12 protein-coding genes are annotated in these 13650 nt (G+C 70.9%); 4 read left to right on the top strand and 8 right to left on the bottom strand.

Annotated features, from left to right (window positions below; all coding sequences use genetic code 11):
• The first annotated feature begins 13 nt into the window (after positions 1 to 13).
• Positions 14 to 838: a purine-nucleoside phosphorylase gene (locus AC0VYM_RS04680; protein ID WP_475459341.1), complete on the top strand. Its 825-nt coding sequence runs from the start codon at positions 14 to 16 to the stop codon at positions 836 to 838.
• 549 nt (positions 839 to 1387) lie between these two features.
• Here the strand turns inward: AC0VYM_RS04680 and AC0VYM_RS04675 are convergent.
• From AC0VYM_RS04675 to AC0VYM_RS04655, 5 genes are all read right to left on the bottom strand, one after another.
• Complete coding sequence (locus AC0VYM_RS04675; protein ID WP_475459340.1) at positions 1388 to 2038, bottom strand: PH domain-containing protein; 651 nt, start codon at positions 2036 to 2038, stop codon at positions 1388 to 1390.
• A complete protein-coding gene (locus AC0VYM_RS04670; RefSeq protein WP_475459338.1) occupies positions 2023 to 3120 on the bottom strand; it encodes an adenosine deaminase in 1098 nt (365 codons plus the stop codon). Before AC0VYM_RS04670 ends, AC0VYM_RS04675 begins: the two co-directional genes overlap by 16 nt.
• A gap of 134 nt (positions 3121 to 3254) precedes the next feature.
• On the bottom strand, positions 3255 to 4490 hold the full coding sequence (locus tag AC0VYM_RS04665) for a M20 family metallopeptidase (protein ID WP_475459335.1): 1236 nt from the start codon (positions 4488 to 4490) through the stop codon (positions 3255 to 3257).
• 24 nt (positions 4491 to 4514) lie between these two features.
• Positions 4515 to 5672 carry a glutamate--cysteine ligase gene (locus AC0VYM_RS04660; protein WP_475459332.1) on the bottom strand — a complete coding sequence of 386 codons (1158 nt, stop codon included), beginning with the start codon at positions 5670 to 5672 and terminating at the stop codon, positions 4515 to 4517.
• A 161-nt stretch (positions 5673 to 5833) separates the two neighbouring features.
• On the bottom strand, positions 5834 to 6880 hold the full coding sequence (locus AC0VYM_RS04655) for a YihY/virulence factor BrkB family protein (RefSeq protein ID WP_475459330.1): 1047 nt from the start codon (positions 6878 to 6880) through the stop codon (positions 5834 to 5836).
• 406 nt (positions 6881 to 7286) lie between these two features.
• Here AC0VYM_RS04655 and AC0VYM_RS04650 point away from each other — a divergent pair, with 406 nt between their 5' ends.
• Both AC0VYM_RS04650 and AC0VYM_RS04645 read left to right on the top strand, forming a co-directional pair.
• A complete protein-coding gene (locus tag AC0VYM_RS04650) occupies positions 7287 to 8387 on the top strand; it encodes a galactokinase family protein (protein WP_475459328.1) in 1101 nt (366 codons plus the stop codon).
• Positions 8388 to 8496: 109 nt separating this feature from the next.
• The gene (locus AC0VYM_RS04645; RefSeq protein WP_475459326.1) at positions 8497 to 9750 is read left to right on the top strand and encodes an LCP family protein; all 1254 of its coding nucleotides are present in this window, start codon (positions 8497 to 8499) and stop codon (positions 9748 to 9750) included.
• 669 nt (positions 9751 to 10419) lie between these two features.
• On the opposite strand, the gene AC0VYM_RS04640 is transcribed toward AC0VYM_RS04645, so the two are convergent.
• Positions 10420 to 11637, bottom strand: a complete 1218-nt coding sequence (locus AC0VYM_RS04640; protein WP_378742246.1) for an NADP-dependent isocitrate dehydrogenase — start codon at positions 11635 to 11637, stop codon at positions 10420 to 10422.
• A 179-nt stretch (positions 11638 to 11816) separates the two neighbouring features.
• Positions 11817 to 12170 (bottom strand): DUF3017 domain-containing protein, encoded by a 354-nt coding sequence (locus AC0VYM_RS04635; protein WP_475459324.1) that lies wholly within the window; start codon positions 12168 to 12170, stop codon positions 11817 to 11819.
• Between the two features lie 528 nt (positions 12171 to 12698).
• Between AC0VYM_RS04635 and AC0VYM_RS04630 the strand changes: the two genes are divergently transcribed.
• Entirely contained in the window at positions 12699 to 13304 is a 606-nt protein-coding gene (locus tag AC0VYM_RS04630; RefSeq protein ID WP_475459321.1) for an FHA domain-containing protein, read from the top strand.
• Between the two features lie 29 nt (positions 13305 to 13333).
• Here the strand turns inward: AC0VYM_RS04630 and AC0VYM_RS04625 are convergent, their stop codons facing one another.
• Entirely contained in the window at positions 13334 to 13621 is a 288-nt protein-coding gene (locus tag AC0VYM_RS04625) for a hypothetical protein (RefSeq protein ID WP_475459319.1), read from the bottom strand.
• Positions 13622 to 13650: the final 29 nt, after the last annotated feature.

The raw sequence follows: 13650 nt of genomic DNA, 5'->3' as shown, positions 1-13650 counted from the left end.
TAGTATCCGACTTGTGAGTGAATCAGAGCAGCCGCCCCGAACCACGGGCGAGGCGAAGCAACTGGCGGACTCCGCGGCGAAGGAGCTGTTGGCCCGGGCCGGTGCCGACAGTTTCGACGCCCTGGTGGTGCTCGGCTCCGGCTGGGCTGGCGCGGTGGACACGCTGGGCACGCCCGACATCGAGATCGACGCGACCGAACTGCCCGGGTTCGTGCGGCCCACGGCGGAGGGGCACAGCGGCAGGATCCGCAGCATGTGGGTGGGCGACAAGCGCGTGGTCGTGTTCGTGGGACGCGTCCACCTCTACGAGGGGTTCGGCCCGATGGTGGCCGCGCACGCGGTCCGGACGGGGATCGCCGCGGGCGCCCGGGTCGCGGTACTGACCGGCTCCGCCGGGTCCCTGCGCACCGACTTCCAGCCGGGCCAGCCGATCGTCGTCCGGGACCACGTGAACCTCACCGCGACCTCGCCGCTGGCCGGTCCCGACTTCGTCGACCTGACCCACGCCTACAGCGAGCGCCTGCGCGGCGTCATCCACGAGGTGGACGTGACACTGGCCGAGGGCGTGTACGTGTCGACGACGGGCCCGCAGCTCCAGACGCAGACCGAGCTGAAGGTGCTGCGGCAGGCGGGCGCGGACGTGGTGGGGCGGTCGATCGCGCTGGAGACCATCGCCGCCGTCGAGATGGGGGCCGAGGTCCTGGGCCTGTCGATGGTCAGCAACGACGCGCTGGGGTCCGTGCTGGAGCCGTTCGAGCAGGAGCGCGCCCTGGAGGTCGTCACCCAGCGGGCACGGCGGCTCGGTGAGCTGCTGAACCGGGTGCTGGAGGCGGCCTGAGGCACGGCGGCCCCGTTCCGGGGTCGGACACGGACAGCACGAAGCCCGGCCGAGGCCGGGCTTCGTCGTGCTGGGCGTCCGCGATCCCGTGGGGACCGCGTCCGGAAGCGGCTGGGGCACCCTCGACCGGACCCGAAACGTCCGGTACCGGCGTGGCGAGCGTACATCCCGAGGCCATGGGATGGACGGCACCGAACGTGGGTCCGGTCGAAGGTGGTGCTTTCCCCGGTGCCGCCCAGCGCCCGGGATCCCCGCAGACCCCGTTGGACTGGCGCTGACAGCACCTTCTCTTCCCGATATTCAGTTGAACCGCGCGCGTTGCCCTGGGAGGGGGATCCGGGTGGGTGGCCATCCGCGCGAAGCCCGCCCACCCGGAACGTTCTCCCTTAGGCATGCCTAACCTAACCAGAACCCCGGGGGGTGCGTCAACCCCGCGTCCGGCGCGTCCGCCCGGCCTCGGGCCGACGGCCCGCCCCGGCCCCGACAGACGACGGACCCGGCCCCTCGCACGGTGCGGGGGCCGGGTCCGATCCGGGACGAACGGGCTGGTCAGGCGATGAACAACACGGCCACGAGGAGCACCAGCGGCACGCCCAGGACGACGATGACCTCGACCGGCACCATCGTCTGCGGGCGGTCCTCGGCGCCCAGCGCGGCCGGGCCCTCCTCATCGATCTCCTTGATGGGGCCGCGCAGCGGACGGGCCCGGTACTTCTCCGCGTCACGGCGGAGCTCACGGGCGACCAGGTCCACCGGGCGCATCGCGGTGGGGTCCCTGTCGTCGTCGTGGTCCAGGTAGCCCGACTCACGGCGCATGTTCTCCCGTACCTTGGCCCGCTTGGTCTCGCGCAGCGGCCAGGACCGGTAGACGTGCTCCGGGGTGTGCACCCGCAGCACGTCCACCACGTCCACCCACTGCACGGCGGCCCACGGCACGAAGGTCTCGCGCAGCGGGTTGACCATCCGGACGCCGCGCTCGGTGGAGACCACCCGGGGGCGCAGCCACGTGGCGTAGACGGCGGCGACGCTGAACACCAGGACGGCCCCGGCGATCCAGGCCATCCGGTCCTGCCCGCGCAGCACCAGGTCCAGCAGCAGTAGGACCGCGACGACGATCCAGACGATCGCCAGCACCCGGGAGGAGGTCGAGTAGTGCGTGGTGACCCCCTCGGAGGATCCGGCCATCAGTGCGTCGCCCACTTCAGCTGCGCGAACCCGGGCTTGATGGTGCCGTTGATCAGCGCCAGCCGCTCGTCGAACGGCAGGAAGGCCGACTTCATCGCGTTGACCGTGAACCACTGGAGGTCGTCCCAGTCGTACCCGAAGGCCTCGCTCAGCTTGGCGAACTCCTCCGACAGGGTCACCCCGCTCTGCAGGCGGTTGTCCGTGTTGACCGTGACCCGGAAGCGCAGGTCCCGCAGGAGGCTGATCGGGTGGTCCGCGATGGACTCGGCGGCACCGGTCTGCACGTTGGAGCTGGGGCACATCTCCAGCGGCACGCGCTTGTCCCGCACGTACTGGGCCAGGCGCCCCAGCACCGGCACACCGTTCTCGTTCTCGGTGATGTCGTCGATGATGCGCACGCCGTGGCCGAGCCGGTCGCAGCCGCACCACTGGAGCGCCTCCCAGATGGAGGGCAGTCCGAAGGCCTCACCGGCGTGGATGGTGAAGTGGAAGTTCTCCCTGCGCAGGTACTCGAAGGCGTCCAGGTGGCGGGTGGGCGGGTTGCCCGCCTCCGCGCCCGCGATGTCGAAGCCGCTGACCCCGGCGTCGCGGTAGCGCACCGCCAGCTCCGCGATCTCCGACGAGCGGGCCGCGTGGCGCATGGCGGTCACCAACTGGCCGGTGCGGATGCTCCGGCCCGCGTCGGCGGCGCGCTTCTCCCCCAGTTCGAGCCCCTCCTGGACGGCCTCCACGACCTCCTCCAGGGTGAGGCCGCCCTCCAGGTGCTGCTCGGGGGCGTACCGCTGCTCCGCGTAGACCACGCCGTCGGCGGCCAGGTCCTCCGCCGACTCGGCGGCGACGCGCACGAGGGCGTCACGGCTCTGCATGACCGCCGTGGTGTGGGCGAAGGTCTCCAGGTAGCGCTCCAGCGACCCGGAGTCCGACGCCTCGCGGAACCAACGCCCCAGCTCGGCCGGGTCGTAGGTGGGCAGGTCCCGGTAGCCCGCCTCCTGCGCGAGCTCCACCACCGTGGACGGGCGCAGCCCGCCGTCGAGGTGGTCGTGCAGGAGCACCTTGGGCGCCCGGCGGATCTGTTCGACTGTGAGTGGCTGGTTCATCCACTCAGGATGCCACCAGGCGGCGAGGGCACCCGACACGGCGACACGAAGTTACCGACGATCCGGCAGAAGCCGCCCGGTGGCCACGTTGGCGGAGGTCCGGGCGCCGTTGGTGCGGGGCGGCGGAAGGGCCGTCAGGCCAGGGCCTCGCTGTCCGAGCGCACACCCTCGGGGGCGTCCTCCCACAGGGAGGTGAGCGCGGTGGTCACCATCAGGCGGGTGCCCGCGCCGATCGCCCGCTCGTCGGCGTCGAAGGTGCCCCGGTGCAGGTCCAGCATGTCGCCGCTCCAGTCCGGGGAGTGGGTGCCCAGCCGGGCCAGCGCGCCCGGAGCGTGCTCCAGGTACCAGGCGAAGTCCTCCCCGCCCAGGCTCTGCGGGGTCGGCGTGACCGCGTCGGCGCCCAGGGCCAGGGTGGTGGCCTCGCGCATGATCTCCACGCTGCGGGACTCGTTGATGGTGGGCGGGACGCCCCGGCGGTAGGTGACCTCGGCGTCGGCGCCGTAGGCCGAGGCGACCGACTCCACCAGGCCCTTGAGGATGTCGGGGGCGGCGTGCCAGGCCTCGTCGTCGAGGCACCGGACGGTGCCCTCCGCGACGGCGTCGTCGGGGATGACGTTGGGCGCCGAGCCCGCGCTGATCCGGCCCCACACCAGGCTGAACCCGGCCCGGGGGTCGACCCGGCGGGACAGCGCGGCGGGCAGCTCGGTGACGATCTTGCCGAGCGCGTAGACGAGGTCCGAGGTCAGGTGCGGGCGCGCGGTGTGCCCGCCCGGGCCGGACAGGCGGACCATGATCTGGTCGCAGGCGGCGGTGATGCCGCCGGTGCGCAGACCCACCTTGCCGACCATCTGGCGGGGGTCGCAGTGCAGGGCGAAGACCCGGTCCACGCCCTCCATGCCACCGGCCCTGACGACCTCGACCGCACCGCCGGGGAGCTCCTCGGCGGGCTGGAAGAGGAGGCGGACGCGGCCGGGCAGCGCGCCCGCCCGGTCCTGCTGGGCGAGGAAGATCCCCGTGGCCAGCAGGACCGTGGTGTGCACGTCGTGCCCGCAGGCGTGGGCGACGCCGGGGACGGTGGAGCGGTAGGGGACGTCCTTCTCGTCGGTGAGGGGAAGTGCGTCGATGTCGGCGCGCAGGGCGACCATGGGGCCGGGGCCGTTCCCGATGTCGCAGATCAGGCCGGTGCCCTGGGGAAGGGTCCGGGGGGCGAGCCCCGCCTGGCGCAGGCGCTCGGCCAGGCGGCCCGTGGTGCGGTGTTCCGCGAAGGCCAGCTCCGGGTGCATGTGCAGGTCCCGGCGGAATCCCGTGAGCTCCCGCTCATGGCGCGCCAGAAAAGCCGTCAACTGCTCCGGCAGGTCACGTCCCTGCATGCGAGGGTCCCCATTTCGTTACTTCTATCGCGCGCCGACAAATGCCGCGCGGGCGGTGTCCCCCTCGAACTCGGCTGAGAGCAGGTCCACGACGTCTTCGAGCGAACCGCCGTCGGCGACCACCGCTCGCTGACGCTCGTAGGAGGCACCCTTGTCCAGGATCTCGGTGACCAGGTCCAGGTCCTCCGCGCAGCCCAGGCGGGCGGCGACCGGCGCCAGTTCGCGGACCAGCTCGTAGAGGTCGTCGCGGATCGGAACGGTGGTCCCGTGTGAGTCCGTGATGACACGAGCGTCGAGTCCATAGCGGGTGGCCCGCCACTTGTTGTCCTTCACCACCCAGGACGGCGGGCTGGGCAAGCTGTACCCGCGGTCGAGCTGGTGATCGAACAGCTCCACCAGACACTGGGAGAGAGCGGCGGCCATTCCCACCTCGCGCAAGGTGGGAATCCCGTCGAACATCCGGATCTCGATGGTGCCGAAATCCGGGTGCGGACGGATGTCCCACCAGACTTCCTTGATAGAGGCGATGGTACCCGCATTGAGAAGGGTTTCGAGGTAATCCTCGAAAGCGGGCCACCCGGGGAGGTTCGGCGGGGGCCCCGAGGTGGGGAGCGCGCCGAAGACAATCGAGCGCGCGGAGGCCAGTCCCGTGTCATGACCACCCCAAAACGGGCTAGAAGCACTCAAAGCCAGAAAATGTGGGAGATACTTCGCAAGTGCGTTCACAATGGGAATAGCCTTCTCCTGGCCGCGCACCCCCACGTGGACGTGTACACCGCAGGTCAGGATCCTGCGGGCCAGCCACTGCATCTGCTCGACCAGCTCCCCGTACCGCTTGCCGGGGCTCAGCTCCTGGTCCCGCCAGTGGTCGATCGGGTGCGTGCCGGAACAGGTCAGCGTGGCACCGCGGGGTTCCAGCACCTCCCGCATCCGCGCCACGTTGCGACCGAGGTCACCCTTGGCCTCCTCGACCGTCTCGCAGATCCCCGTGACGACCTCCACCTGGGACTGCATCAGCTCGTGCCGCAAGGGGGGCACCGCGGCCTCACTGCTGAGATCCGGGAGTTCGGCGAGGAGCTGCCCCGCCTCCTGTCGCAGGTGGCGACTGTTCCGGTCGACGAGTTGGAGTTCCCACTCGACCCCGAGTGTCGCGCGCTCGGACGATTTGAATGCGATTCCCATCTGACCTCCTGGTGTGGGACAGCCCTTGTGACCGACGCACCGCTGGTCCCGGAGAACCGGTCATCCGGGACAGAGGAGGACTACCCGTCTCACACCGCGCGCATACGGAATCAACCCACAGTAAAAAACGACTTCTTTCCGATCCTTTTCCGTTTCCGTGGTCATGTGCGCCGAATGCGCACCGCCACCGCCGCGACACCCGCCGCCATCACCGCCCCGACCAGCGACAACCCCAGGGCGAGCAACCGCTGGGCGAGTCGTCGCTCGGCCAGTGCCTCCGGGCTCGGTCGCAGAACCGGGCGCGGACGCGTCCAGTCCATGCCGTTCTCCTCCGGCAGCGGGAAGGACCCGGTGTAGGGCGGCAGCACCGGCAACCAGGTGGCCGTCCAGGCCGCGCTGAACATGACCACGCGCATCACCAGGTTGATCCAGACCAACAGGCCGACCAGCACGGCGAAGGACGCGTACACCGGGTTGCCGAGGGTCCCCGCCAGCAGCTGCGTGGCGACGTTCTTGAGGATCTCGAACGCCACCGCGCCCAGCAGGGCGCCGCGCCACATCACGGCGGTGGGCCGGCCCACCCCCGACAACAGGGAGAAGGCCAGCACGAACAGGCACGTGTTCACGCCGATCGCGATGACCAGGGCCAGCCCCCGCAGGGACAGGTTGGCCACCACCGACCCGTCCAGCCCCACCAGGGACAGCAGCCAGACCGTGGCGGTCTGCATGAAACCGGTGAAGGCCACCGTGAAGACCAGGGCGGTGCCCAGGGCGACCATCACCAGCAGGTCCACCAGCTTGCGCACCAGGACGTTGGGGCCCTGCCGGAGGCTGTTCAGCCAGATCGTGTGCAGGGCCTCCCGCAGCGCCGACACCGAGTTCAGCCCCGCGTACAGCAGGCCCAGCAGACCCACGACGCTCGCCCCCACCCGGGCCCCCGCGATCTGCTCCATGGGCAGTTGCTGCGACAGCCCCGGCAGCACCTCGTCCAGGGCCGTCTCCAGGTAGTCGGTGAGCTCCACCTGCTGGGAGGCGAGGAAGCCCACCACGGCGAAGGCCAACGCCAGGAGCGGGAAGAAGGAGAGGAAGGTGAAGTAGGTGACCGCCCCCGCCAGCTGGGTGCCGTTGCGGTCCGAGTAGCGCTCGTAGGCGCGCACCAGGTGGTCCACCGACGGGTACCGGCGCCGCAGACCCCAGTAGCCGTCCATCGCCGCGTTCTGGTAGCGCTGGGCGGTCTCCTTCGCGCGTGTCCTCTTCTCACCTCCGCTCCGCTTCGGGTCCGGCGGTACCCCTTTGGGCCCTCCGCTCCGCTTCGGCCCGGCGTCCGGCGCCTTTGCAGAGGAACCTTCGGCACCTCCGGTGTGACGACTCGTTCCTCGCAATCCCACCTGCGGCCGTGGCCGGGGCGCGTGGTCGGAGTCGACGGTCGTGGCTGGGGTGGGCAATCGGGTCTCCTCCTGTGGCTGGGGCGGGCGATCGGGGCGGGCGGTGGGTGTCGTCGGGTCGGCAACCCTAGCGCCGGGGACCTCTCGGGAGGAAAGCCCCACGCCCGTCCGGTACCGAGGTGGGGGCAGACTTGGACCCGGTGTTCACCGAGGAGAGCGGGGGCGGGACGTGGGGGTCACCGGGGCGCGGGTGCGCGCGGTGTTGGGGGCGCGGACCACGGGACCGGTCGGGGACTGGCCCGAGGGGCGGGACGACGACGCCCTGCGTGCGGAGTACACGCGTCTCTTCGGGGCCGAGCCCGCCGGACTGTGGCACGCGCCCGGGCGGCTCGCCCTCATGGGCGAGCACACGGCGGCCAGTGGCGGGGCCGCCCTCTACGCGGCCCTGCCCTGGGGCGTGACGGTCGCGGTGGGCACCGACGCGGACGGTGCCACGCGTGTGGCGACCCCCAGCGGCCCGCTGGGCGGCCGGGCCCCCGCGGCCCGCGCGGCGACCCGTGCCGTGGACGAAGCGCGCGAGAGCGGGCGTCTGGGCGCCGACAGGGGCGTACGGGTGCTGATCGGCTCGAACCTGCCCGAACACGCCTCCTTGGGACACGCCGCGGCGGTCGGGGCGGCGGTGTCCCTGGCCCTGGCCGACCTCGCGGGGGCCGACCGGCCCACCGGCGTGGCCCAGGACGCGCGTGCCGGGCACGCGGTGCGGGTGAACCTGGCCAGCGGCCGGACCACGGTCCTCCCGTTCGACCTCGAAGGGGCCGGGCTGCGGCTGGTGGTGCTGGAGACCGGCGCGCTGCCGAGGCGGGACCCGCGACCGAGGCGCGCCGCCGAACTCGCGCGGGCCCAGGACACCCTCGGCCCGCTGCGCTCCGTCCAGGACCTGCCCGGGGCGCTGCGCCGACTCCAGAACCCCGTGCTGCGTCACCGGGTGGAGTACGCCGTCACCGAGGTCCACCGGCTCAACGCGGCGGTCGGGCTGCTGCGCGCGGGCCGCGCGGCGGAGACCGGGCCGATCCTGTCCGCCTCGCACCTGTCCCTGCGGAGGTTCGACCTGCCCCTGCCCCCGGTGGAGCTGGCGGTGGAGACCGCCGCGCGGGCCGGGGCCCGGGGCGCGCGTATGTCGGGCTGGGCGGGGACGGCGTTCGCGCTGGTCGCGGAGGAACGCGTGGCGGATCTGGGGTCGGCGGTCCGGGACGCGTTCGCGGAGAAGGGGTGGCCCCCGCCGCGCGTCCGTGCGGCGTTGCCCTCGGACGGGGCCGTGCGGAGGGCCTGAACGGGCCGCCGGAGGACATCGGATCGAACCGGACTACTCTGTCAGCGATCACAAGGGACGTACGACACACACCCGAGCGACACATGGCACGGAGCGGATAGGCGATTCGATGGCTGACCGACGGCACCGGGAAGGGCCGGGCTCGACCGGTGGACACGACGACGCGGGCGTGTTCCGGCGCGGGGGCGACCCAGACAGTCCGGACGAGTTCGAGAGGCTGTACCGCCCCCGTGAGTCCGAACAGCGGGTGGTGGGCGACACCCGACGACTCCCCCCGGCTGACCGGGTCCCTCCGCACCGCCCGAGGAAGCGCCGGACGCACAGCGCCGGGCGCGAGTACGACGGGCGCGGGCACCAGCGTCGCGCCCGGGAGCGCCGCAAGAAGACCGCGCGGAACACCGCGATCCTGGTCCTGGTCCTGCTGTTGGTGGTCCCCGGGGCCTTCTACCTGTGGGCCGACTCCCGGCTGGAGCGGGTGGACGCCCTCCAGGACTACGAGGGCCGCCCGGACCGCCAGCCCGGGACCACGTACATGATCGTCGGCTCCGACAGCCGGGACGGTCTGGACGACGACCAGATCCGCGACCTGGCCACCGGCCGCGCCGAGGGCCGCCGCACGGACACGATCATGGTGCTCTACATGCCGCGCGACGGCGAGCCGACCATCGTCAGCGTGCCGCGTGACTCCTACGTCCCCATGGCGATCCCCGGCTACGCGGACAACAAGATCAACACCGCCTTCGCGGACTCCGTGTGCGGCACCGGCGAGGACGGCGAGGAGGTCTGCGGCGGCCCGGCCCCGCTGGTGCAGAGCTTCGAGCAGGCCTCGGGCGTGCGGATCGACCACTACGTGGAGATCGGCATGGGCGGCTTCGTGGACCTGGTCGACGCGGTCGGCGGCGTGGAGCTGTGCCCCGAGGAGCCGATGGCGGACCCGAAGGCGGGCCTGGACATCGCGGCGGGCTGCCAGGAGATGGACGGCGGCACCGCGCTGGGCTACGTGCGCACCCGCGCCACCGCCCGCGCCGACCTGGACCGCATCCAGCGCCAGCGTGAGTTCTTCTCCGCGCTGATCCAGGAGGCCAGCGCCCCCTCCACGCTCTTCAACCCCTTCAAGTCGGTGCCGCTGGTGCTGGCGGGCACCGACACGTTCATGGTCGACGAGGGCGACAAGCTCCGTCACCTCGCCAGCATGCTGCTGGCGATGCGCGGCGGCACCCAGACCACGGCGGTTCCGGTGGGCGACACCCCCACGCTGGACGGTGTGGGCTCGGTGGTGCTCTGGGACGAGGTGCGGTCCGAGCAGATGTTCGAGGCCATGCGCACCGGGGAGGCCATCCCCGAGGACGCCATGCAGGACTGACCCCGGGAACGAGCGAAGGGCCCGTCACCGGAGTGACGGGCCCTTCTTCGTGACGTTCCGTACTGTGCGCGCCTACCCCCCAGCGGGCGCACGGCCGGCACGTCGGCTCGTGGTGGCCGGAGGGCGAAAACCCCCTCTGGCCTGCCGGTTCTCACCGGCGTGTCTCCACAATAGGTCAAAGTTCGCGAAAGGGGCGAATCGTGCTCACGTGTCCTACGTCGCACACGGTGTCCGAGGACCCCCTCCGACCCCGTCATCCTCCCACCTCCCACGCACGGATGTGGGCCGAACACGGGAAACACTCCCGGGAACTTCCGCGTTCCACGCGCCCCGAACCCCCGCGAACACCGCGTTTCGTGCGTCTCGCCCCGCCCCCGGGACCCCCGGGGACGACGAGGCCCGGGCGCCCCCTCACGGGGACGCCCGGGCGTGGCCAAGGTCTCACCGCGCCGGTCGGCTCAGGACCGCCGCGACGAACCGGGACCTAGGTCGTGTTTTTTGGATCATTCCGCGCTCGCGACCACCAGGCTGCCTCTCGCTGCGCCGATGAAGCTCGGACAGCCAAACCCGGGCTGACCTTCACTCATCGTCTTGCGAGAGATTGCCTGGAGACCGCTCACATCGATGGCGGCTCCGCCGCCACCAGCGAAAGCATCCAAAAAACACTCCCTAGGCGAGACGCTTGCTCAGGTTCTCGTCCAGAGCGGCGAGGAACTGCTCGGTGGTCAGCCACTCCTGCTCGGAGCCGACCAGCAGGGCCAGGTCCTTCGTCATCTGGCCGCCCTCGACGGTCTTGATGACGACGTCCTCGAGGGTGTTCGCGAACTCGACGACCTTCGGGGTGTTGTCCAGCTTGCCCCGGTGCTCCAGACCGCGGGTCCACGCGAAGATGGACGCGATCGGGTTGGTCGAGGTGGGCTTGCCCTGCTGGTGCTGGCGGTAGTGACGGGTCACGGTGCCGTGGGCGGCCTCGGCCTCGACGGCGCTGCCGTCGGCGGTGCGCAGGACCGAGGTCATGAGGCCGAGCGAGCCGTAGCCCTGCGCGACGGTGTCGGACTGGACGTCACCGTCGTAGTTCTTGCAGGCCCAGACGTAGCCGCCCTCCCACTTGAGCGCGGCGGCGACCATGTCGTCGATGAGGCGGTGCTCGTAGGTGATGCCCGCGGCGGCGAACTTGTCCTTGAACTCGGTCTCGAAGATCTCCTCGAACACGTCCTTGAACATGCCGTCGTAGGCCTTGAGGATGGTGTTCTTGGTGGACATGTAGACCGGGTAGTTCCGGTCCAGGCCGTAGTTGAGGCTGGCCCGCGCGAAGTCCTCGATGGACTTGCGGTAGTTGTACATGCCCATCGCGACGCCGCCCTCCTCGGGGAAGTTCGCGACGTCGAACTCGACCGGCTGGCTGCCGTCGGCCGGGGTGTAGGTCATGGTGACCGTGCCGGGGCCGGGGACCTTGAAGTCGGTGGCCTTGTACTGGTCGCCGTGGGCGTGGCGGCCGATGATGACGGGCTTGGTCCAGCCCGGCACCAGACGCGGCACGTTCTCACAGATGATGGGCTCGCGGAAGACGACACCACCGAGGATGTTGCGGATGGTGCCGTTGGGCGACCGCCACATCTTCTTGAGGCCGAACTCCTCGACGCGGGCCTCGTCGGGGGTGATGGTGGCGCACTTCACGCCGACGCCGTACTTCTTGATGGCGTGGGCCGCGTCGATGGTGATCTGGTCGTCGGTGCGGTCACGCTCCTCGATACCGAGGTCGTAGTACTTGAGGTCGATGTCGAGGTACGGCAGGATCAGGCGGTCCTTGATGAAGGACCAGATGATCCGGGTCATCTCGTCGCCGTCGAGCTCGACTACGGGGTTTTCGACCTTGATCTTGGCCATGGCTGTGTGGCTGTCCCTTCAGTCCTCGCTACCGCCTCGTGCGGCGGAGAGTCGGGGCCGGTTCGTGGCCGGTCCCGGTCCGCGCGCGCGGCAATCCCTGATCCCGCCCGGTGTCCGTGCTGCCCGGGAGGCGGAGCTTGTCAGTGTCGCGGTATCTCGACATCAAGCTTATTCGACGCCTAGGAGGAGAGTTGCGGCGCCACCCAGGCCAACACGATCAGAAGGACCGCGAGCGCCACCAGCGTGAACAGATCGACCCATCTCCGGCGTACCGCGAGCAGTCCGATCCAGTCCTTGGGCAGCAACAACCTGAAGGTGGCCGCGAGCAGCAGCGCCGCCGCGATGATCGCCGGTCCGCGCTTGAAGTAGGCGGCGGCCACCACGACGATCCCCGCCGCGAGCGCCGACAGCACCAGCGCGTAGGGCACCTGGGAGAGCCAGTAGGGCACCTTCGGACGGCCTCGGCCCTCCGACCCGCCGTCCGGGGTGCCCCCGTCCGACCGCGCCACCTGCGTCTGCTCAGCGTCGTCCACCGCGTCCCGACCCGTTCGCTTCCGAATTGCCTGGCCGCCGCGCGGCCCGTACCCACGGCCCCTCCCCGGTCGGCTGGCACAGACCGGCCACACGTCGAGGAGGAGCTGTCCGAAACCGAACGGCACCCCAGTGTGACTCATGTTCCTGGTGGTTCCGAACGCCCCGCACAAACAGGGGCGCCGTCATCCTGGAGGGACCGAGTTCATACTAGTGAACCGCACGGCCGAAGCCCCAGGGCTCACGGAAATGGACTTGTCTCCCTCGGGGGCCTCCCGTGACCGTTTCCTACTTCCGGTGCGGTCACAGAGCCGTATTTCCCCGCCTTATCCGCCTAACTCCGAAGTAAGCGCGTAGAACACGTACCAGCCGGGTAACCAAGGTGGAGATGAGCGCACCGGTGAGCGAGGACGACCCCCATGAAGCCCACGCGACGTGTAGACCGATCGGCCACCCCCCGACAGCCACCTCTCCACCACCGTAGGCCGCACCCCCACCGACCGCGCCCCAGCAGCCCGGGAGGAGTCACCGTGGACGGTCCCTACCTTCGGTTGGAGGAGACCGGTGACATCCGCCCCCTCCCCCACGAGGTCACCACGGTCGGCCGCGGCGAGGGGGCCGACATCCGACTGACCGACCCGAGTGTCTCCCAGCTCCACGCCGAACTGGTCCGGCGCGGGCCCTACGTCTACGTCGTCGACCTCGGCCTTTCCCGCAACGGCACCCGGGTCAACGGGCGGCCCATCGCCCGCCGCGTGCTGGAGGAGGGGGACGTGGTGAGCTTCGGCGGCGCCCGCTGCCGGATCGGCGGCCTGCCCAGTGAGCAGCTCAGCCCCGACATCGAGCTCCGCAGAGGGGCGGCCCCCGAGCTCACCCGCCGCGAACTGGACGTGCTCACCGCCCTGTGCCAGCCCGCGCTGTCCGAGGAGGCCTTCGTGGCCCCGGCCACAGCTCGCGACATCGCGGAGGCCCTGGTGGTCACCGAGGCGGCGGTCAAGCAGCACCTGCTGCGGCTCTACCAGAAGTTCCGCATCCCGGAGGGGCAGAACCGGCGCACCCGGTTGGCGAACGAGGTCGTCGCCCTCGGTCTGGTCCGCCCGATGCCCGTGGGAGGACGCACCCGCCGAGCCAGCTGATCACAGTCGTCCACCCGTGAGCCCGGGATTCACCGGCGGGCGGCCCGCACGGTTTCAGTCAGGGCGCTGAACTCGGCGCGCACCCGCGCGATGTCGGTCGCGTTCGCGGGGTCGAGAGCCTCACGGCGGCGGACGCATGCGCGTCGGCCTTCGCTCGCCTTCGCGATCACTCGCTCATCGGGGGCGTCCTTGGCCTCTTCATGAGCGATCAGGGCGCTGTAGGCGCCCATCGCGCCGTGGATCGCCTCCAGCGCGGCCTCGTAACGGGCCAGCTCGGTACCGGACCATGACTGTTCGTTCGGGGAGTTCTCACTCATGACGTCCACCTTGCCTTGGGGAGGGGCGG

It is taken from the genome of Nocardiopsis sp. iso_237 (assembly GCF_056173345.1).
Note: the sequence above shows the minus strand (reverse complement) of the source record. Positions and strands in the feature narration are given on the sequence as shown.